Origin of the sequence: Sporosarcina koreensis, assembly GCF_001531445.1 — a bacterium.
In the GTDB taxonomy this organism is placed as follows: Bacteria; Bacillota; Bacilli; order Bacillales_A; family Planococcaceae; genus Sporosarcina; species Sporosarcina koreensis_C.
Map to the genome: position 1 here is coordinate 128,409 of NZ_LQYA01000198.1, position 20,950 is coordinate 149,358.

At 39.9% G+C, this 20,950-nt stretch carries 22 protein-coding genes; 21 read left to right on the plus strand and 1 reads right to left on the minus strand.

Going from position 1 to position 20,950, the window contains the following annotated elements:
- Positions 1 to 315 precede the first annotated feature (315 nt).
- The 6 genes from nikR to AWV70_RS18570 are packed head-to-tail and all read left to right on the plus strand — an operon-like array spanning position 316 to position 5,780.
- The gene (gene nikR, locus AWV70_RS18545) at positions 316 to 735 is read left to right on the plus strand and encodes a nickel-responsive transcriptional regulator NikR (RefSeq protein WP_060210016.1); all 420 of its coding nucleotides are present in this window, start codon (positions 316 to 318) and stop codon (positions 733 to 735) included.
- Positions 736 to 757: 22 nt separating this feature from the next.
- Complete coding sequence (locus AWV70_RS18550; RefSeq protein ID WP_060210017.1) at positions 758 to 2,365, plus strand: ABC transporter substrate-binding protein; 1,608 nt, start codon at positions 758 to 760, stop codon at positions 2,363 to 2,365.
- 43 nt (positions 2,366 to 2,408) lie between these two features.
- On the plus strand, positions 2,409 to 3,368 hold the full coding sequence (locus AWV70_RS18555; RefSeq protein ID WP_235588754.1) for an ABC transporter permease: 960 nt from the start codon (positions 2,409 to 2,411) through the stop codon (positions 3,366 to 3,368).
- A complete protein-coding gene (locus AWV70_RS18560; protein ID WP_060210018.1) occupies positions 3,365 to 4,228 on the plus strand; it encodes an ABC transporter permease in 864 nt (287 codons plus the stop codon). Before AWV70_RS18555 ends, AWV70_RS18560 begins: the two co-directional genes overlap by 4 nt.
- 42 nt (positions 4,229 to 4,270) lie before the next feature.
- Positions 4,271 to 5,194, plus strand: a complete 924-nt coding sequence (locus tag AWV70_RS18565) for an ABC transporter ATP-binding protein (RefSeq protein ID WP_060210019.1) — start codon at positions 4,271 to 4,273, stop codon at positions 5,192 to 5,194.
- The gene (locus AWV70_RS18570; protein WP_060210020.1) at positions 5,184 to 5,780 is read left to right on the plus strand and encodes an ABC transporter ATP-binding protein; all 597 of its coding nucleotides are present in this window, start codon (positions 5,184 to 5,186) and stop codon (positions 5,778 to 5,780) included. The genes AWV70_RS18565 and AWV70_RS18570 overlap by 11 nt, the downstream gene beginning before the upstream one ends.
- A gap of 161 nt (positions 5,781 to 5,941) precedes the next feature.
- Here AWV70_RS18570 and AWV70_RS18575 read toward each other — a convergent pair whose 3' ends face one another.
- Positions 5,942 to 6,586, minus strand: coding sequence for a hypothetical protein (locus tag AWV70_RS18575; protein WP_060210021.1), 645 nt, complete (start codon positions 6,584 to 6,586; stop codon positions 5,942 to 5,944).
- 189 nt (positions 6,587 to 6,775) lie between these two features.
- Between AWV70_RS18575 and AWV70_RS18580 the strand changes: the two genes are divergently transcribed.
- From AWV70_RS18580 to AWV70_RS25525, 15 genes are all read left to right on the plus strand, one after another.
- The gene (locus AWV70_RS18580) at positions 6,776 to 7,594 is read left to right on the plus strand and encodes a ZIP family metal transporter (protein WP_060210022.1); all 819 of its coding nucleotides are present in this window, start codon (positions 6,776 to 6,778) and stop codon (positions 7,592 to 7,594) included.
- A gap of 186 nt (positions 7,595 to 7,780) precedes the next feature.
- Complete coding sequence (locus tag AWV70_RS18585; RefSeq protein ID WP_153010048.1) at positions 7,781 to 8,383, plus strand: hypothetical protein; 603 nt, start codon at positions 7,781 to 7,783, stop codon at positions 8,381 to 8,383.
- Between the two features lie 236 nt (positions 8,384 to 8,619).
- A complete protein-coding gene (locus tag AWV70_RS18590) occupies positions 8,620 to 9,276 on the plus strand; it encodes a sugar transferase (protein ID WP_276525653.1) in 657 nt (218 codons plus the stop codon).
- A 74-nt stretch (positions 9,277 to 9,350) separates the two neighbouring features.
- Entirely contained in the window at positions 9,351 to 10,289 is a 939-nt protein-coding gene (locus AWV70_RS18595; protein ID WP_060210024.1) for an NAD-dependent epimerase/dehydratase family protein, read from the plus strand.
- Between the two features lie 196 nt (positions 10,290 to 10,485).
- Complete coding sequence (locus AWV70_RS18600) at positions 10,486 to 11,238, plus strand: YveK family protein (protein WP_235588746.1); 753 nt, start codon at positions 10,486 to 10,488, stop codon at positions 11,236 to 11,238.
- On the plus strand, positions 11,231 to 11,935 hold the full coding sequence (locus AWV70_RS18605; RefSeq protein ID WP_060210026.1) for a CpsD/CapB family tyrosine-protein kinase: 705 nt from the start codon (positions 11,231 to 11,233) through the stop codon (positions 11,933 to 11,935). Before AWV70_RS18600 ends, AWV70_RS18605 begins: the two co-directional genes overlap by 8 nt.
- A gap of 19 nt (positions 11,936 to 11,954) precedes the next feature.
- Positions 11,955 to 12,713 carry a tyrosine-protein phosphatase gene (locus tag AWV70_RS18610; protein ID WP_306464406.1) on the plus strand — a complete coding sequence of 253 codons (759 nt, stop codon included), beginning with the start codon at positions 11,955 to 11,957 and terminating at the stop codon, positions 12,711 to 12,713.
- Positions 12,714 to 12,933: 220 nt separating this feature from the next.
- On the plus strand, positions 12,934 to 14,154 hold the full coding sequence (locus AWV70_RS18615; RefSeq protein ID WP_060210028.1) for a glycosyltransferase family 4 protein: 1,221 nt from the start codon (positions 12,934 to 12,936) through the stop codon (positions 14,152 to 14,154).
- A 25-nt stretch (positions 14,155 to 14,179) separates the two neighbouring features.
- Positions 14,180 to 15,205, plus strand: coding sequence for a polysaccharide biosynthesis protein (locus AWV70_RS18620; protein ID WP_060210029.1), 1,026 nt, complete (start codon positions 14,180 to 14,182; stop codon positions 15,203 to 15,205).
- 12 nt (positions 15,206 to 15,217) lie between these two features.
- On the plus strand, positions 15,218 to 16,327 hold the full coding sequence (locus AWV70_RS18625; RefSeq protein ID WP_060210030.1) for an NAD-dependent epimerase/dehydratase family protein: 1,110 nt from the start codon (positions 15,218 to 15,220) through the stop codon (positions 16,325 to 16,327).
- Positions 16,328 to 16,330: 3 nt separating this feature from the next.
- Positions 16,331 to 17,470, plus strand: coding sequence for a non-hydrolyzing UDP-N-acetylglucosamine 2-epimerase (wecB, locus tag AWV70_RS18630; protein ID WP_060210031.1), 1,140 nt, complete (start codon positions 16,331 to 16,333; stop codon positions 17,468 to 17,470).
- Positions 17,471 to 17,511: 41 nt separating this feature from the next.
- Complete coding sequence (locus tag AWV70_RS18635) at positions 17,512 to 18,537, plus strand: glycosyltransferase (protein ID WP_235588747.1); 1,026 nt, start codon at positions 17,512 to 17,514, stop codon at positions 18,535 to 18,537.
- A gap of 9 nt (positions 18,538 to 18,546) precedes the next feature.
- Positions 18,547 to 19,689: an EpsG family protein gene (locus AWV70_RS18640; protein WP_060210033.1), complete on the plus strand. Its 1,143-nt coding sequence runs from the start codon at positions 18,547 to 18,549 to the stop codon at positions 19,687 to 19,689.
- A gap of 16 nt (positions 19,690 to 19,705) precedes the next feature.
- Positions 19,706 to 20,707, plus strand: a complete 1,002-nt coding sequence (locus tag AWV70_RS18645) for a glycosyltransferase family 2 protein (RefSeq protein ID WP_060210034.1) — start codon at positions 19,706 to 19,708, stop codon at positions 20,705 to 20,707.
- A 128-nt stretch (positions 20,708 to 20,835) separates the two neighbouring features.
- Positions 20,836 to 20,950: hypothetical protein (locus tag AWV70_RS25525; protein ID WP_414714850.1), on the plus strand; the 115-nt coding region annotated here is incomplete at its 3' end.

Consider the following 20,950-nt stretch of genomic DNA (forward strand, 5'->3'; position numbering starts at 1 on the left):
ATAATCGAATAGGGGTATGTACAAGTTGATGTAATCCCCTTTATAGCCGCTCTCAATGGTTGTTACTACTCCACGCAGACCCCTCCAACTCTCTAACAACCAAATGTAGACCAACTTCTCTATCGCTTCTTTAGTTGGCACAAAAAGTCATTATATGTAGAATCAACACCTTTGTAGCATACGACAAGTCTTGATTACTTGAAGTATGCAAAATAGACAAGTAGAAAACCGCTGTTATTTGTCATTCATTGCGCGCATTCGTGTTACGAATGTGCGAAAACGTGCTACCTATTTTGGAAAAGGGGTGGTTAATTAATGTCGGATTCAACGCTGAAAAGATTTGGAATTTCTATGGAAGGTGGCTTGCTTCGAAAGTTTGATTCCTTAGTCCAGCAAAGGGGATATGAAAATCGTTCCGAGGCGATCAGGGATCTTGTACGCGAGGCAATTATTCAGCAAACATGGGAAGATGGAGAACAGATTATCGCAGGAAGCATTCTTTTATTTTATGACCATCATCAACGCAATTTATTGGAAGAAATGACAAGAATCCAACATAGTGTGCACGATGTCATTCTTGCAACAACACACTTCCATTTGAATCATGACAGTTGCCTTGAACTCATTGTCGTAAAAGGGAAGGCGAAAGACATTCGGGAGCTAAGCAATAAACTGACAAGCTTGAAAGGCGTATCCTATGGGAGTTTCACAGTAGCGCCGGTGGAACAAATTTGAGACTAGATAAGGAGTGCATTATATGACAAGAAAGTTGTTAGGACTTATCGTAATAGCTTCTTTAGCTATATCGATGATGTTAGCAGGATGTTCATCATCCAAAAGCAGTGATAAAAACAAAGTAGAGAGACCAATGGATGAGCTCGTCTTGGCATTTGGGGCTGAACCGGCAACCGGATTTGATCCGACGACGGGCTGGGGACGTTATGGCTCACCGCTTTTCCAAAGCACATTGTTAAAAAGAGACGATGAACTCAATATTGTCAACGACCTTGCAACAGGTTATGAAGTAAGTGAAGACGGCAAAGTTTGGACGGTTTCAATACGTGATGACGTCAAGTTCTCAGATGGCGAGCCGTTAACAGCGAAAGACGTGAAATTCACGTTTGAAACAGCAGCTGGCAGTGGGTCGGTTGTGGATTTGAACGTGTTGGATAAAGTTGAAGCGGTCAATGAGACGACAGTGATATTCACATTGAAAGAAGTCCAATCAACGTTTGTAAATAACTTGGTCGCAACCGGAATTGTACCGGAGCATGCCTATAGTGGAGATTATGCTGAAAACCCTGTTGGTTCCGGTCCATATCAGCTTGTGCAGTGGGATAAGGGACAACAGATGATTGTGAAGTCGAATCCGGAATACTATGATAAAAAGCCGTTTTTCAATAAAATCACTTTTGTTTTCTTAAATGAGGATGCTGCATTTGCCGCTGCCCAAGCAGGCACAGTCGACCTTGCCTATATCCCGGCAGCGTTTAGTAATAAGAAAGTGCCAGGCATGAAAATGGAAGCGATTAAAACTGTCGACAACCGGGGAATTGTATTTCCGTTCGTAAAGTCGGGCAATGTGACAGATGATGGTTTACCGATCGGAAATGATGTAACGGCTGATCCGGCCATTCGCCATGCAATCGATATTGCAGTCGATCGACAAGCGTTGATTGACGGTGTGTTGGAAGGGCACGGAACACCAGCCTATACGTCTGTTGACGGACTTCCTTGGTGGAACCCCGAGACGGTCATTGAAGATGGCGATATGGATGGTGCACGAAAATTATTGGAAGAAGCCGGATGGAAAGATGCAGATGGAGACGGAATTCTTGAAAAAGGCTCTTTGAAAGCTGAGTTCAGCCTTTACTACTTGGCAAATGACGAGGTTCGACAGTCTTTAGCCATTGCAGTTGCCGATATGATGAAGCCGCTTGGCATTAATATAAAAGTGGAAGGCGGAAGTTGGGATGTCATCGGCAAGAAGATGCATTCAGAGGCTGTGCTCATGGGCTGGGGAAGCCATGATCCGCACGAGCTTTACAATATCTACAGCAGCGATAATGCCGGCGTGGAGTACAATAATACCGGCTACTATAAAAACGACAAAGTAGACGCGTACTTCGAGAAAGCTCTTCGTGCGGGCAGTGAAGAAGAAGCGATCGAGTATTGGAAAAAAGCACAATGGGATGGGACGACAGGCTTAAGTGGCAAAGGCGACGCCGCTTGGACGTGGTTAGTGAACATCGACCATTTGTACTTAGTGAAAGACGGGCTTGATATCGGAGAGCAGAGAATCCATGTACACGGACATGGCTGGCCAGCTACAGATAATATCGTCGATTGGAAATGGAGCAAGTAATGTGCGTAAAAATGCAGGGGTAAAGATTGGTTCATTCATACTGATGAAATGTATACGCATGCTTACATTACTGTTTGCGATTTGTTTAATTTCATTTTTACTTATCAAAAATTCCCCGATTGACCCAGTTCAAGCGTATATCGGCGCTGATATGTTGAAGGTTGGCCCTGAACAGCGTGAAAGAATCGCTGAATATTGGGGGCTTGATCAACCCGTCATAGTGCAGTTTTTGAATTGGGGATCGGCTTTGCTGAAAGGCGATTTAGGTACCTCGATGATTTTCCGTCGTCCGGTATCTGAAATCATCGGGGAACGTTTTGTAAATTCAGTAGTGCTCATGCTGACCGCATGGGTTTTGTCAGGCGTCATTGGTTTTGTTATGGGCGTAGTGTCAGCAATGAAAAAAGACACGTGGATCGATCGGATCATCAAATTATATTGCTACACATTGGCATCGACACCGACGTTTTGGATGGGGCTTCTTATGCTGATCGTTTTTGCAGTTTGGCTTGGCTGGTTCCCGATCGGGTTGGGAGTGCCGGCTGGCGTCCTTGCCGAAGACGTGACAATTGCAGATCGCTTACAGCACCTTATCCTTCCAGCTCTCACATTAAGTGTGCTTGGCGTCGCGAATGTCGCATTGCATACGCGAGAGAAACTGATCGATGTCCTAGCGAGTGACTATGTAATGTTCGCCCGGGCAAGAGGAGAAAAAGGCTTTCTGCTGTTTTGGAGACATGGATTACGGAATATTGCATTGCCTGCCATTACTTTGCAATTTGCCGCCTTTAGCGAATTGTTTGGCGGAGCAGTGCTTGCCGAGCAAGTATTTTCATATCCGGGTCTTGGACAAGCGACAGTGGAGGCGGGGTTAAGGGGGGACGTCCCTCTTTTATTGGGACTGGTCCTTTTTAGCACGATTTTTGTTTTTGCAGGAAATTTAATTGCCGATATCATCTACTACGTTGTAGATCCTCGGACGAGGGAGAGTCGAACGATATGATTCCAAACCTCAAAACAGATCAAAAGTTGAAGCGATTTTATATGAACCGAAGACAAAAGACGCTTTTGACGATTGTCGTTGCAGCGATCATTCTACTTTGCGTTGTAGTGGGCGGTGCATTGCTTGACCAAGATCAAATCGCTACGAATCTTACTGAGCGAAATCTAGCACCCTCTCTCCAACATCTTTTCGGTACGGATTGGTTAGGAAGGGATATGTTTAACAGAACGATTATGGGGCTTTCCTTAAGTATGGGGGTAGGGTTGATCGGAGCGATAGGCAGTACGTCGATAGCCCTTATCCTCGGTATGGCTGCCGCCACCATGGGGAAAATGGCAGACCGTCTCATCTCATGGCTCATCGATCTATTTCTTAGTGTGCCGCATCTTGTCACATTGATTTTGATCGCATTTACGTTAGGCGGAGGGTTTAAAGGGATTGTCATAGGACTGGCAGTAACCCACTGGCCAAGCCTTGCACGGGTAATCAGAGCGGAGGTCATGCAAATCCGCTCCGCCGAATATGTTCAAATTTCGCGGCAGATGGGGAAATCCCGTTGGTGGATTGCAACACATCATATTTTTCCGCATTTGATTCCACAGCTGTTAATTGGTTTCATGCTCATGTTCCCTCATGTGATCCTTCATGAAGCTGCCGTCACATTTTTAGGGTTGGGGTTATCGCCTCACGAGCCAGCTATTGGCATTATTCTATCGGAATCGATGAAGTATCTATCTTCGGGCATGTGGTGGCTTGCATTCTTCCCGGGCCTTTGCCTGTTGATGATCGTGCGGATGTTTGAGACGGTCGGGGGAAATCTTCGTTTGCTCATCGACCCTGTTAGAGCCAATGAGAAGTAAGCAAAAATATGTCATCCTAGTCGTTTGGGAAGGAGGTAACGAATGTCGGTACTTGAAGTGAAAGATTTATTGATCTCTTTCAATCAATATACAAGTGGATTAAAACAACAGCAATTGAATGTTATTTCCAATTTGACGATTACTCTTGAAAAAGGTGAAATACTTGCAGTGGTGGGTGCGAGTGGTTCCGGGAAGAGCTTATTAGCGCATGCGATTCTCGGAATTTTGCCAAGCAATGCGAATGTCAGCGGAACATTGCGCTATGATGGAGAAGTACTGACACCTGCAAAGCAAGCATCATTACGGGGCTCAGAAATTGCGCTGATTCCGCAATCGGTCAATTATTTGGATCCGCTTATGCGCGTAGGAAATCAAGTCCGGACTTCTGCAAGAGTCGAAAATCCAGTGACAGCGCAGAGAAAGGTTTTTGAACGGCTGCATTTACACGAAAACGTTGAAAAGATGTATCCTTTTCAGCTATCTGGAGGCATGGCGAGAAGGACGCTTTTATCTACCGCTATTGTCAGTGGGGCGAAGGTGATCATTGCTGATGAACCAACACCGGGGCTCGATCCGGTTGTGATTAAAGAGGCCATGGAGAGCTTCAGGGAACTTGCGGATAGTGGGTGCGCAGTCATGCTGATCACACATGATATTGTATCCGCGTTATCCATTGCCGACAAAATTGCTGTGTTTTATGCAGGGACGACTGTCGAAATCGCTCCTGTAGAGAATTTCGCAGGTGATGGCGAAGCATTGCGGCATCCTTATAGCAAAGCGTTATGGAGAGCGCTGCCTCAAAATGACTTTATCCCGATTCCCGGTGCGCAGCCCCATCCGGGTGATTTGCCGCCCGGTTGTTTGTTTGCGCCCCGTTGTCCTCTCGCTACGCCAGAATGTGATAGAGGACAACCTGAAATGCGTACTCTTCGGGACGGGATGGTGAGGTGTATCCATGCAACTTGAAGCTAGAAATATCAGTTTTCGCTATGGCAATGGCCCTTATCTATTCAGAGGCGTCAATGTAACGGTTGAACAAGGGGAAATCGTAGGGCTCACGGCGCCGAGTGGTCGTGGGAAAACAACACTTTGCCGGATTTTAGCGGGTTTTGAAAAGCCGTTGGAGGGAAGTGTCACGATCGATGGTATTCCGGTATCTTCAAAAGGGTTCCATCCTGTACAATTAGTTCTACAACATCCGGAAAAAGCGGTCAATCCACGCTGGAAAATGGAAAAAGTATTGAGTGAAGGCGGAAAGCCTGATTCCGAACTGCTAAGCTTATTAGGAATTGAGAAGGAATGGCTGACTCGTTGGCCGAATGAGTTGTCAGGCGGGGAACTGCAACGATTTTGTGTAGTGAGAGCTTTGAACACTAATACTCGTTTTTTAATTGCAGATGAAATGACAACAATGCTCGACGCAATCACCCAAGCCCAAATATGGCATGCAGTTTTGGAAGTCGCCAAAGCGAGAGGGATGGGCATCATTATTGTCAGCCATGAAGAGATGCTCATACAAAGACTTTGCGACCGTGTGATTGAGTTGAAATAATTTCGGTGCCTGTGCAAGGTGCAATTATGACAATTCAATAAAAGTAATAAAAATACAGTGGGAAGCCGACCAAAGATTGATATGGAAGGCTTCCCTTTTTCTTTATACAAATGTAGTGCATTGTCTGAATAGTGTCTTGCACAGGCACCTTAAAAGGCACCTTAAACTAATGTAGGAAACGTAATCATTATTTCGCCATTGCTGTTGATCACCTCGATAATCTCATTATCAAATAAATATGGAGTATCATTCGCATCTTGTGGTTTGATTGTTTCATACATATTTCTAACTGATAGGACTGGGAATGTCACCGGTATGAAACGCCCTTTATGTAAGACTTTCATATTGCCCATCAGAAATAATTCTTTGCTGGATGCTGCGAAGCTTAAGTGGCCGACTTCTTTATTTGAAATTCCCGATACCAATGTAACGTTTTGCAACAATGAGATAAGACATAATATGAAATCATTGATGACTTCGGGTGGCAGTTTTTCCAAGCCTTGTTCGATAAAGAATGCATTGAAGCCGTTACGAATTTCTTTAAAGGAAAATAGGTTCTCGATTTTCTTCTTTTTCCCTTTGCCGAGATTATTAATAATTTCTTGGCAATCATCGAAAAATACTTTAACATATCCTTGGTAATTCTTCCTATGTACAATAAAATCTCCAAGTTCCTTCAGCACTTTATTGTCTTCCACATCTTCCCTCACAAATAGTAGAAAGCTTAATAGATCTTTTTCATCAAACTTTCTTTCTGCAAACTGATTGTAATAGGCATCAAGTAGTTGTCGTTCTTTTTTATCCAATATGCGTCACTCCTTAGCATCGTTATGTAATTGTAGCATAATATATTCGCACATTAGGTAATCATAACATGCAACGTTTTGTGAAGAATATTATTTTCAATTTGTAGATACTTCAAATGTTGCGCAAAGGAAACTAGGCGCATATAATAGCCATAATCTATAGAATTACTACACATGAGGAGAATCGTTATGATCGATACTTTTATAGGGCTGAACCCGATTGCACAAGCCCTGATCGCTACATTGTTCACTTGGGGGATGACTGCTGCCGGGGCGGCTTTGGTCTTTACAACGAAGAAAGTTAACCAGAAGTTAATGGATGGCATGCTCGGTTTTGCGGGTGGGGTCATGATTGCCGCAAGTTTTTGGTCGCTTCTTGCACCTTCCATTGAAATGGCTGAGCAGAATAGTTCATTTCCATCCTGGTTTCCAGCAGTTGTCGGCTTTTTATTAGGAGGTATTTTTCTTTGGGCGGCGGATAAAATCATTCCTCACTTGCATCCGAGCTCGTCAATGAAAGACGCGGAGGGCATCAATCCCGCGGGCAAGAGGCGGAGCACCCTTCTTGTCTTTGCGATAACATTGCATAACATACCTGAAGGGCTTGCGATCGGTGTCGCTTTCGGTGCAGTGGCTGCAGGTATGCCATCTGCAACAATGGCAGCCGCGATCGCATTGGCTATCGGAATAGGGATACAGAACTTTCCTGAGGGGACAGCTGTTTCAATGCCACTTCGCAGGGACGGAATGTCCCGCAGGAAAAGCTTCTTCTATGGACAGTTCTCAGGAGCGGTTGAACCGATTTCAGCTGTAATCGGCGTAATTGCTGTCACAACGATGCAGCCCCTTCTCCCATTCGCCCTAAGCTTTGCTGCGGGCGCTATGATATTTGTCGTGGTGGAAGAGGTTATACCGGGATCACAGGAAAATGGCAATAAAGACTTGGCATCCATGTGCTTAATGATTGGATTTGCAGTCATGATGCTATTGGATGTTGCATTTGGGTGAGTGGTTTACAACCATTTGGAAGTATGGACGGATGATTTCACCGTTCATGCTTTTTTCGTTGTTGCAGATTTTTACCGGACATCATTCATGTAGAATGTAGGAAATGCATACCCTTACAAGGTATATGTTCTTAGTTGTAGAAAAGCAAAAGTGGTCGAGAGATTATTTACTGAGAAGGTGGTTGTCATGATGGGTTTTTATCATGCATTTATTTTAGGCTCTATCGTTTTAGTAACTTTCCTTATCGTAACTTTGATGGCACGTAAGCGAAAGGCGTTTGCGCCAATGCAAGGAATGATTATTTCCATGTTCTTTGGAATGAATGTCGGGTTGACTGCAGGAATCTTATTTGGCGTGACTTATCAAGGGAATCTGTTCCTCTCTACACTATTCGCAATGACTATTGGCGTATTTGCAGGATCGTTATGTGGTCTATGCTTTGGAATCCTGCCAATCATAGAAGGATTGATGGCTGGGTTGATGGGCGGCATGATGGGAGCTATGGTGGGGGAGATGCTGCGAGTCGAACAGTCCATCAGTTTCGTGCAGATCTTTTTGTTTTTATCCATCTGTACGATCTTTCTGATTGCCATTTTGGGAACGCCTAAAAACACACGAGTAAAGGAAAGAAAGTGGCTACTAAAACCGTTGGCACTTTTGATTTTTGCATCTTTTCTCATAATCGGCGGCAATTCCATAGCAGAGAAAGATACAATTCAGAAGGACAGGAGTGTACCAGAAAACCATCACTCGGGAATGATGGAGTTTCCAAACGGTACAAATGTGTAGAGGTATTTCGAAAAGCGGTAGCTTACTAGAGAATCATCTACTGATGGACAAACTGCAAAGCATGGACGGATTGGTTGCCGTTCGTGCTTTTTTTGTGGGGAAAATTTGAAGGGTAAAGTTTCTCATTGATCCCGAATGAAAATGAGTCCGATTGCATACGATTGAATACTATATAGGCTTCGAATGTAAGGTTGATTTCCTAGAAGGCTCAAATGGATTGTCCGGAGGGGTGGAGAGTGGAAAAAGAGAGTCAACAGTATGGAGGACTGAAGTCGGTAGTCATCAGCCGGTATCGAATAGGAAAAAGGATATTTGATATTGTAGCAAGTTCCTTTCTCATCATTTGCTGTTTTCCGTTATATCTCATAATCTCCGCATTAATTGCGGCGAGTTCAGGCAGACCTGTACTTTACTCACAGGAGAGGGCAGGGAAGGATAATAAAATATTCACTATTTATAAATTTCGAAGTATGAATAACTCGAGATATAACTCATCTACCCGTACATATGAATGGAAAAATGGAGTGCCAGATAATTTCACATTTAAGTCGGGGTTTGACGTGACTATCACACCGTTTGGGAGATTTCTGCGCAAGTATAGTTTAGATGAGTTGCCGCAGCTGTTCAATGTTTTACTAGGAAATATGAGCATAGTAGGTCCTCGGCCGGAGATAATCGAAATATCTGAACGTTATAATATGCACCAGGCTATGCGCCTTCAGGTCAAACCTGGAATTACAGGGTATGCACAAGTGAATGGTAGATCAGAAATTAATCATGGCAAGAAAATTGAATATGACCTGTACTATATTGAAAACCAATCATTTTTGTTCGATATGAAAATCATCTTAACGACGATAAAGTGCGTAGTAAAGGGAAAAGGAGCATTTTAAACTATGAAATGGCAAGACTCTACATGAAAAATGCTTGCTGACTACAGAATAAATGTAGGAAAGGACATTGGACAATGAAAATTTTGCTGACTGGAGGAGCAGGATTTATCGGCTCGCATGTCGCGGAACAACTAATCTCACATGGGTATGAAGTAATTATAATTGACAATCTTATCTCGGGTTCAACTACTTATCTACCTCAAGGAGTGGAATTCTTTCAAATGGATATAAATGATCCTTCGGTCGAGGATGTATTTAAAACGGTCAAGCCTGAGATTGTCTTACATCTCGCTGCTCAGACATCCGTTGTTCACTCCATGAGGGAGCCTTATTTTGACTTCCAATCAAATACTGATGGAACGGTAAAGCTCTTACAATACGCAGCGCGTTATCATGTTCGTCAATTTATCTTTTCCTCTACTTCCGCTGTATACGGGGAACCAACATATTTACCGATTGATGAAATGCACCCAATTGACCCACACTCCTTTTATGCTGTATCAAAATATGCTGCGGAAAGATATATACGGATATTTGCCGCGCAGTATGGATTTACCCCAACGATATTGCGATTTTCGAATGTGTACGGACCTAGGCAAAATACAGCAGGAGAAGCAGGGGTTGTAGGGATATTCATCTTAAATTATTTGAAAAAAGAGCAGTGTCTAATATATGGCGGAAACCAGACTCGTGATTTCATATATGTGAAGGATGTAGCAATCGCGTGCAGAAAGGCGATTGAGTCAGATTTGTCTGGCATTTATAACGTCAGCTCAAGTGTTGAACTATCAATCGGAGTCTTGAATGAATTAATCTCACAACAGCTGGAAGTGAATGCATCAGCGAACTATATGCCTTTTCGGGAAGGGGAGCTGATAAGAAGTGTGCTGTCCAATGAGAATGCTAAAAAGGGACTTGAATGGGTGCCAACATTCTCCTTATTAGAAGGTCTATATGAAACGATTCAGTATATTAAAGAGTTTCAATGGAAAGGCGTTAAAGTAAAAAATTAGCACTCTATACTAGTCGAATAACTGAAAGAGCGTAGTGGGAAACTCAATGCCCTCTATGCTTTTATTCATTTTGGCACAAAGCGTACTAGGCCATGTGTGATGATTTCCGCTTATTTGGACTAAGCTTCTCATCTCCCACATAGAATAGGCTCATATAGATTTATATTAAATATCGTTGAATCAAGTAAAGGGGGGATTGGACAACTTGGAGGAATCGTTGAACATTTCGGAGCTATTTAAACTTGTTAAGAAACGCTTCGTTTTGATCGTCGGGATTATCATTCTTTGTGTTACAGGGGCAGGGTATGCAAGTTATAACTTCTTAACTCCTATATATGAGGCCTCTACACAAATCCTAATCACGCAACAGAAAGACGGACAAACTCAATTTAACTCACAAGACCTGCAATTGAATCTCCAACTCATTAATACGTATAACGTCATTATCACCAGTCCTGCAATCCTTTCAAAGGTTATTGAAGACTTGGGATTAGATACAACTCCTATTGACCTGCAAATGAATATTAGGGTTTCCAATGAACAAAATTCGCAAGTTGTGAACATAAGTGTTCAAGACCCAAGTCTTCATCAAGCAGTAAATATTGCAAACTCTACGGTAGAAGTGTTCCAAGAAGAAATCAAATCATTGATGAATGTAGATAATGTGAAAGTTCTTTCTCCAGCGACATATGTGAAGAATTCATTACCAGTCAAACCAGATCCAATTTTGAATATGGGGATTGCCACAATTGTCGGTCTGATGATTGGTGTAGGAATAACATTCCTTTTGGAATATCTCGATACAACGATCAAGTCGGAGAAAGAGGTTGATGAGCTTTTCGCCTTGCCGATTCTTGGCCTGGTTGGCGTAATATCCAAAAAGGAAGTAAGGAAATCCAAAAAGCTTGAGAAACAGCGTATACGGAAAAGGAGGTTAGGGGGTGTTTAAGAAAAGGAAGCGACACTTACAAACAGCCGGTAGAAAGCTTGTAACTTTTTTTAATCCAACATCTATGATTTCTGAACAATTTCGGACGATCAGAACAAACATTAAATTTGCAATGCCCAATAAGAAGGTTCACACATTCTTAATTACATCAGCCTCCCCTGGAGATGGAAAGACGACTACAGCAGCTAATGTAGCCATTGTTTTTGCACAAGAAGGAAAAAAAGTACTGATTGTTGATGGGGACATGCGAAAGCCTTCGATGCATTATTCATTCCACACTACTAACTCTCCAGGGCTTTCGAACTTGCTTTCAAGACAATGGAGTATTGAAGATGTTGTCAAAGAAACTGGCATCAAAGGAGTTCATCTGATCCCATGCGGTCAACTACCTTCGAATCCTGCTGAATTACTCAGTTCCTCTGTATTGGATTTGCTTTTAGCTGAAATGAAAGAGAAATATGAGGTCGTTATTTTTGATGCCCCGCCTCTTTTAGCTGTAGCTGATGCACAAATTCTGTCAAACAAGTGTGATGGAACGATTCTAGTCATCAACACTGGTAAGACTACGAAGGAAAATCTCGCCAGAGCTATTGAAGTCTTGCAAACAGCTAAAGCAACCATACTAGGAACTGTTTTAAATAATTATAAACTGAAAAAAGATCGCTATATTTATCAATATTATAGTTTGGCCGATTAGGAGGATTTCATTGATAGATATGCACACCCATCTCCTTTACGGTGTTGACGACGGGCCACAGACGATTGAAGGCACCATCCAAATGGTGAAGGCTGCTGTAGAAGAAGGAATAACGGATCTCATTGTTACGCCGCATGCCTACAATCCAAAATACAATGTAGAGCGAGATGTCATATACAGACAAATAAATGAGCTTACCGATATTGTGAAACAGTTAGCCTATCCCTTGCGCCTTCATACCGGTCAGGAAATTCATCTGCATGAGCATTTAATTGAAAACATCTTATTGGGAGAAGCGATTACACTCGCAAAGTCACGTTATCTTTTACTAGAAATGCCGTTTTACATAGTACCTGCTTATACTTTTCAGATTATCCAAACACTCATCGAACATGGCTACACACCAATCATTGCACACCCAGAAAAAAATAGAGCAATCGCAGAAAATCCAAGAATTTTAAAACAATTAATCCATCAAGGTGCTCTTGCTCAAATTACAGCTGGTAGCTTAACCGGTCATTTTGGAAAGCATGCCCAAAAAACTGCTTTGCAATTAGTACAGGCTAATTTAATTCATTGTTATGGCTCTGATGCACATAATCTATCCTCCCGTCCCTTCTTGTTTTCAAAAGGTCTTGATATTTTAGAGAAGAAGGTACACCGCGAGCTAGTCGATATCTTATTAGAAAACAATCGACGTATTTTACATGATGAGACGCTTACCATTTTGGAACCAGAAAACATTCTACCGAAAAAATGGTGGAGTTTGATCGGTTAAAAGCAGAAACCGTGCCCATATAATCAATTAATAAATTTTATGCTTGCTTCAGGATTGGAACGGAAGGCGGCGACTCCAGTGGGAATAGCATGAGCTGAAGACCCCGCAACGAAGCGAAGCGAGGAGACTGAAGCCATGCCCACGGAAAGCGTCCGACTGAAGTGAAAATCCGGGTTTAATATTCTAATTGAATATATATGGAAAGAAGTGGAGGGAAAATGTGAAAAGGGATGTAGTGATACTATGCCAGTATTTTTATCCAGAGTACGTTTCATCCGCTACACTACCGACAGAACTAGCTATAGGTTTACTGGATAAGGGATTAGAAGTCAGTGTCGTTGCAGGGTTTCCAAAAGAATATATAGATGGGAATAGGAAAGACATTCTACTTAAGGAGAATTTTAAGGGAGTGGATATTAGGAGAGTTAAGTATACGAACCAAAATAATAAAACAAAGCTTGGCCGTATTCTAAACTTCTTCACTTTATTTGTTTCAATGCTTTCAAAAGTAAACTATTTAAGGAAGTTCAACTCTATAATTGTTTACTCAAATCCGCCGATTCTTCCGATCATCCCTTACTATTTAAAAAAATTCTTCAAAACAAAACTCATTTTTGTCGTCTTTGACATTTACCCTGATAGTGCCCTGAAACTAAATGCCATTAAATTGAACGGATCAATCCACAAAGTGATGAAGTTTATTAATAAAAGAGTTTACAAAAAGGCAGACAAAATTATTTTGTTAGGTAATGAAATGAAAGAGTATGTGATCGCGAATAAGATTGCTTCCAAGGAAGTGAACTTGCATGTCATCCCGAATTGGTATTCCAATGAAACTCTCCTGGTAACTGATGAAGTAATGAATGACGAATTTTTGATGATTAGAAAAGAGTATCGGTTCATTGTTTTATATTCCGGAAATATGGGGTCCTTTCAAGATATGGAAACAATACTTCGAGGGATACTACATTATAAAGATCAAAAAGAAGTTTTCTTTATCTTTTGTGGTCATGGAAATAAGCTTCCGGATGTAAAGGAATTCATACAAGAAAATCATATTACCAATGCGAAGGCTTACGACTTTTTAGTTGGCACAGAATATGCAGATGTATTGAAAATAAGTGATATTTGTCTAGTGAGTTTGGAAAAAGGGGTAGAAGGACTTGGTGTACCTAGTAAAACATACGGTTATTTTGCTGCCGGTAAACCGACGATTGCCATTATGAAATCCACGACAGATATAGCTAAAAGTATTTTACTTGCCGAGTGTGGAAGTAACATCATGCAAGGGGATGTTGAAGGGTTCATTCATGCTGTTGACTATTATAGAAACAATCCTGATATAAGAGAGAAACATTCGATAAATGCCAGAGAGTTATATAGGGAGCAATATAATAAAGCGAAAAACATAGATAAGTATTACGAAATCATAATAAAGTAAAATACTTTGAATGGAAGTGTGAATAATGTTCGCTGATAAAACATTGTTGATTACTGGTGGGACGGGATCATTTGGTAATGCTGTAATGCAACGTTTTCTAACGAAAGATATTAAAGAAATACGGGTGTTTTCTCGAGATGAAAAAAAGCAAAATGATATGAGAAGTCATTTTAATAGTGACAAGCTGAAATTCTACCTAGGTGATGTACGTGATCTTGCAAGTCTGCAATACGCAATGAATGACGTAGATTATGTTTTTCACGCAGCTGCATTAAAACAAGTTCCATCATGCGAATTTTATCCGATGGAAGCAGTGAAAACGAATGTGTTGGGTACGGAAAATGTACTGAATGCCTCCATTGAATATGGAGTGAAAAAAGTAATTTGCCTATCAACAGACAAAGCTGCCTATCCGATAAACGCAATGGGAATTTCAAAAGCGATGATGGAAAAGGTGTATGTTGCAAAATCTAAAATCGTTTCTCCTGATAAAACCCTAATTTGTGGAACGCGATATGGAAATGTTATGGCTTCTCGAGGATCGGTTATTCCCTTATTTGTAGAACAAATAAAAGCCGGGAAGCCATTAACGGTTACGGATCCTAACATGACTCGTTTTTTGATGGATTTGGAGGAGGCTGTTGAACTTGTTCTGTTTGCTTTTGAAAATGCAGGAGCGGGAGATATTATGGTGCAAAAATCTCCAGCAGCCACGATGGGTGATCTTGCAAAGGCATTAATCGAATTATTCAGTGCTACTAATGAAATTGTAGAAATAGGGACGAGGCACGGAGAAAAATTATATGAAACGTTGCTAACTAGAGAAGAACATAAAGTGGCGATCGACATGGGTGGATATTATCGTGTACCTGCTGATAATCGTGACTTGAATTACGAGAAATATTTCGCTATAGGTGATGGGAATCTTGAACTGGAAGGCGAATATAATTCTCATAATACTAGAAGGTTAAGCATGGAAGAGATTAAAGAAAAACTCCTAACAATTCCTTATATCAGAAGTGAACTGAAAAAAAGTTTTAGTATGAGTTGAAGGGGATGCACCATGAAAATATTAGTAACCGGTTCTAATGGATTCATCGGGAAGAATCTTTTGGCAGAGCTCCGGAATAAAGGATATGAGGATATTCTGACATTCACTAAAGAGAGTCCATTCGAAGACTTGGCCTTATATACGAAAGAGTGTGATTTCGTTTTTCATCTGGCAGGTGTTAGTAGGACAGAAAATGACGACGAATTCATATCGGGGAATGCCGATCTAACAGGAATGCTTCTCGAGTTACTTCGTTTGAATAACAATAGATCTCCTGTTCTCTTTTCTTCTTCTATTCAGGCAGGAAAAGATAGTCCGTATGGGCAAAGTAAAAAGCTGGCAGAGCAGCACCTCTTTTCCCATTCAGAAATTAATAAGTCAAAAGTATTGATCTATCGTTTGCCAAACCTATTTGGTAAATGGGGAAAACCGCATTATAACAGTGTTGTGTCCACATTCTGTTATAACGTTGCTAATGGCCACCCCATATCCATTACGGATGAAAAGAAAATTCTAGCACTTAATTATATTGATGATGTAATTAATGAATTCATCATGGCACTAACAAATAAAGAAACGTGGAAAGATGAGTACTGCATTGTTCCACATACACATGAAGTAACGTTGGGAGAATTGGCGGGAAAGATCCTTGCATTTAAACAAAATCGAGAAACACTGCTTATGCCGTCTTTAAAAACGGATTTTGATAAGGCGTTGTATGGGACTTATTTGTCTTACTTGAACCAAGAAAGTTTTTCCTATCCGTTAAATAAGCGAACGGATGTCCGAGGCTGGCTAGCAGAATTCATGAAATCAGAAAGTATGGGGCAGTTATTCATCTCTAGGACAAAACCGGGAATTACAAGAGGAAACCATTGGCATCATTCTAAAGTGGAAAAGTTTTTAGTTGTTAAAGGTCAAGCGTCCATTAAGTTTCGTAATGTGGGGTCAAACTCCATCATTGAATACAAAGTCGATGGAGATGAACCTGAAGTGGTGGATATACCTGCAGGCTATACACACTCGCTTGAAAACATAGGAAATGATGAACTGATAACGCTTTTCTGGGCTAGTGAAATCTTCGATCAAGAAAGGCCAGATACGTTTTTTATGGAGGTTTAATCCGTGACTAAACTAAAGCTAATGACCATCGTAGGTACACGACCCGAAATTATCCGGTTATCTGAAACGATAAAAGCCTGTGATTGCTATTTTAACCATATTCTTGTCCATACGGGACAAAATTATGATTACACATTGAATCAGGTTTTTTTTGAGGAGTTTGGGTTAAGAGAACCTGACTATTATTTAGATGCAGCTGGGAAGAATCTTGGTGAATCGATGGGCAATATACTATCGAAAGCATACGACGTTCTAGAGAAAGAGAAACCAGACGCACTTCTCATTTTAGGAGACACAAATAGTAGTTTATCCGCAATTTCAGCAAAACGATTAAAAATCCCGATTTTCCATATGGAAGCAGGAAATCGTTGCTTCGACCAAAATGTGCCCGAGGAGATCAATCGGAAAATTGTAGATCATATTTCGGACATTAATCTGCCTTATACGGAGCATAGCAGAAGGTATTTACTATCCGAAGGCTTTAGAAAAGAGCATATTTTTGTAACGGGATCACCAATGGCAGAAGTATTACAAAAGAATATGTCGAATATTATGCAAAGCAATGCACTTACCGAACTTGGACTTAAGGAAAAGTCATACATCTTAGTGTCCGCACATCGCGAAGAAAATATGGATCATGAAGAAAACTTCTATTCGTTAATGCATGCCATCAATAAAATTGCTGAAACCTATCAAATGCCTGTCATTTACTCTACACATCCTCGAAGTATGAAGCGTATAGAAGAGCGGGGGTTTACCTTTCACCCACTAGTCCGATCAGTAAAGCCATTCGGTTTCATGGATTATAACTTTTTACAAATGCATGCTTTTGTCGTTTTATCGGACAGTGGCACCTTATCCGAGGAATCAGCAATCTTAGGGTTTCCTAGTGTATTAATTCGAACGTCTACAGAGCGTCCGGAAGTAATAGATAAGGGAACGCTCATCATAGGTGGCATTGGAGGAAGGGAAATTATACAGGCGATGGAGTTAAGTATTGCAATGGAGACGAATGAAAAAGAATCAATCGTAGCGGCGGATTATAAAGATGACAATGTTTCGGACAAAGTTGTGAAAATCATTCAAAGTTATGTAGGGGTTGTAAATAGGAGCATTTGGGGAAAGGTCCCATACCAAAAATGAAAATTATGGTGTTTAACGTTCCCGCGGAGAGTGGGGGGGCCATGACAATCCTACATGATTTCTATCGTGAAGCTGCAGAACATGATAATGAAAAAATAGAATGGATCTTTGTAGTAAGTAAACCAAAGATTCAAGCTGCAGAGAACATTACCGTATTACGTTTCCCTTGGATAAAAAAGAGCTGGTGTCATCGCTTAGTATTTGATTACTTAGTAGCTCCTAAACTGGTGAAAAAATATAAAGTCGATAAAGTTCTTTCATTACAAAATACAATTATACCGAGAATCCGTTGTAACCAAACAGTCTACGTCCAGCAGGCATTGCCTTTTGTTAAATACAAATACAAATGGAAAGAAAATAAGCTTCTTTGGATCTACCAAAATGTCATTGGAAGAAAGATTATTACATCAATAAAAAAATCAGACCAAGTAATTGTGCAAACGAAATGGATGAAAGATGCGTGTGTGGAAAAGACACACGTAAACGATATGAAAATTACTGTTGTACCACCGAATATGAAGGAACCTAATAATGCTTTTTTTGAGCCGAAAAATATGTCCTTACCAACTTTCTTTTATCCGGCAGTCGAATTGGTATATAAAAATCACTCCATTATAGTTGAGGCAAGCAAACAATTAATAAGGTCCACAAAAGATTTTAAAGTTGTTTTTACATTAAATGGAAATGAAAACCCGTACATTTCTAATTTGACTCAGCAGGCAATGGCAGAAAAGTTACCAATCGAATATGTTGGGACATTAAGTAAGGAAGAAGTGTATAAGTTTTATACCCAATCCATATTAATATTCCCATCGTTTATAGAAACTTTTGGATTGCCACTTTTAGAAGCAAGGCTGCATAATGGCATTATTCTTGCTGCCGATTGTCCATTTTCACGAGAGATTCTTGGAGACTATGAGAATGCTTACTTTTTCAACCCATTTGATGTCCAAGAATTAGTACTATTAATGGAACAAGTTTTAACAGGTAAAATACTTCATATGAATAGAACGAATGCGATTGCTAAAATTGATCAAAAATCAATTATAGACTTGTTGTCAAAGTAGGTGTCTACAATGTTTTATTTTATTTTTTTAGTGGGCGTATTTTTCTCGTTTTTCACTAAAAATAAAAAAAGAACGTTATTGGTATTTACATTGCTATTAGCTTTCATTTCGTTTTTTAGATATGGAATGGGAGCGGATTATTTTGCCTATAACTTTTTATATGATCAGCTGAAAATTTCATACGTAGATGAATTCAAATATGGAGTAGCTCCTCAAGAAATAGGGTTTAGAATGATGGGTTCTATTTTCAAAAGCATGGGAGTACCTTATCAATTATATATTTCCATTATCGCGGCGATTAACTTGTTCTTTATATACAAATTATCATTTCGGTATAGTAAAAATCCTGTACTTTCAATGTTTCTGTACTTTTGTATGTTTTATTTTGTTTGGACGCTAAGTGGATTAAGACAAAGCCTGACAATCGCTATCGGTCTCTATTACTTATTGAAATACATTGAGGAAGAAAAACCAGTTAAAATCATTGTTATTTCAATACTGTTATCCTTCATTCACGCCTCGTCAATATTTATCATCGCTTTATATTTTCTATCAAAACTGAAACTCAACTTGAAAAATTATCTTCTCTTGTCTGTGATGGCTATCATCTTCGCGACACTACCGTTAAGTTTTATAGTTAGCTATATCCCTAGTCCATATATCGTCGCAAAGATCAGCCCCTATATCCAATCAACTGATATGTCCTTAAATCTTATCGATTTTAAAAGTATCGCGCGAATTGTTTTGCTAAGTGTGGTGGTAATTTATTATCATCGATTACTTGATGAAGATTCCTTTAATTATAAAATAGTAAACGTATATATATTCAGTATGTTATTTTACTTCTTCTTTCAGTTTACTGGAGAATTAACCGCTGCTAGATTATCAATCTATGGAAGAATATTGGAGATCATTATATTCGCTAATATTTACTCTCTTTATAAGGTTAAAGTCAATAAGTACCTTTTGGCATATGCGATAACCATAGTAAGCTTTCTCTACTTGAGTAAAGAAGTGAATACAATGGAAAACCAGGCAGGTATCGTCACTGAAAATAGAATGTTGACCCCTTATATAAATATTTTTAATGAAAAAGATTATTCGTTTACAACACGGTACTACTATTTATTAGAACAAGTATCCAATAGATAGATTCATAAAGGAGTGAATGATTATAAAGGTTTCAATAATTATTCCAGTCTATAACGTAGAAAACTATCTGGAGGATACGATCGAAAGTGTTTTGAAACAATCCTATAAAAATATAGAAATTATCTTAATAAATGACGGTTCTACAGATAACAGTAAAAAAGTTTGTGAAAGATATGCTGCTCAATACGATTTTATCTACTTGATTGACCAGGAAAATGGTGGCTTGTCAAAAGCTAGAAATATAGGAGTTAAAGAAGCTAAGGGAGAATATATTATTTTTTTGGATTCAGATGATTTCTGGGAGGACAATCTGCTAGACATTCTTAGGAAGTATTTACATGAAAATACAGATGTGGATTATTTGTTTTTTAGACATTTCGAGTACTTTGAAACGACAAAACGTAAAAAAGAAAGGTCACTCAACATTGATCCGGAAATAATAAACCAACTACGCGGCCTTGATACACTGTCATATATATTGGACAGAGAAAAATATTTCCCCTGGTATGCTTGTTTATCGATTATTCGAAGTGAGTTTATTAGAGAGAACAATCTTTTGTTTCAAGTGGGCAGGAATTATGAAGATGTCTTGTGGACGCCGGAAGTTTTCATGAATGCCTATAAGGTTGGATTTGTGAATAAAGCCTTACATGTATATCGAAGAGATAGAGAGGGGCAAATAACCTCCCAAATATCTTATCAAAATTTGCGTGACAGTATATTTATCGCCGATTACTGGATGAAAAAAACCAGTCAATTAAACAGGGAAGATTTGAAAGTCAAGATAATGAACAACATCATTCCACGCTATTTCTATGCACTGTGGTTTAGTGGGTTTCTGAATAAAAGGAACAGGAAAATGATTTTACGGGAACTACAAGACCATTGTTATCTGCTGGATTATCGAGATACTCCCATTCAAAAATTGACTTACATGTTAATCAGTTGTTTTGGTTTCGCACTCACATCCAAGATCTTTAAATCGGCCATTAACGTGAAGAGATTATTGATGAAGTGAAATGCTACTGTCATCTATTGATATAAGCTTTTTCGACAAAAGTGATATTCCAGAAATGTTCTACCATTTTTACTGAATGAATATACTAATTAACTATCATTTATTAAGTATTTTAGGAGATGGAGACTATGGGCTACGTAAACGCTGATTTTACAAAAACATATCCTTTTGTGGAAAGTAGCGATTTGGAGCGATTCAGTGAGGATGTCTCATTTATCCACAAAATGATACATACAGCAAAAA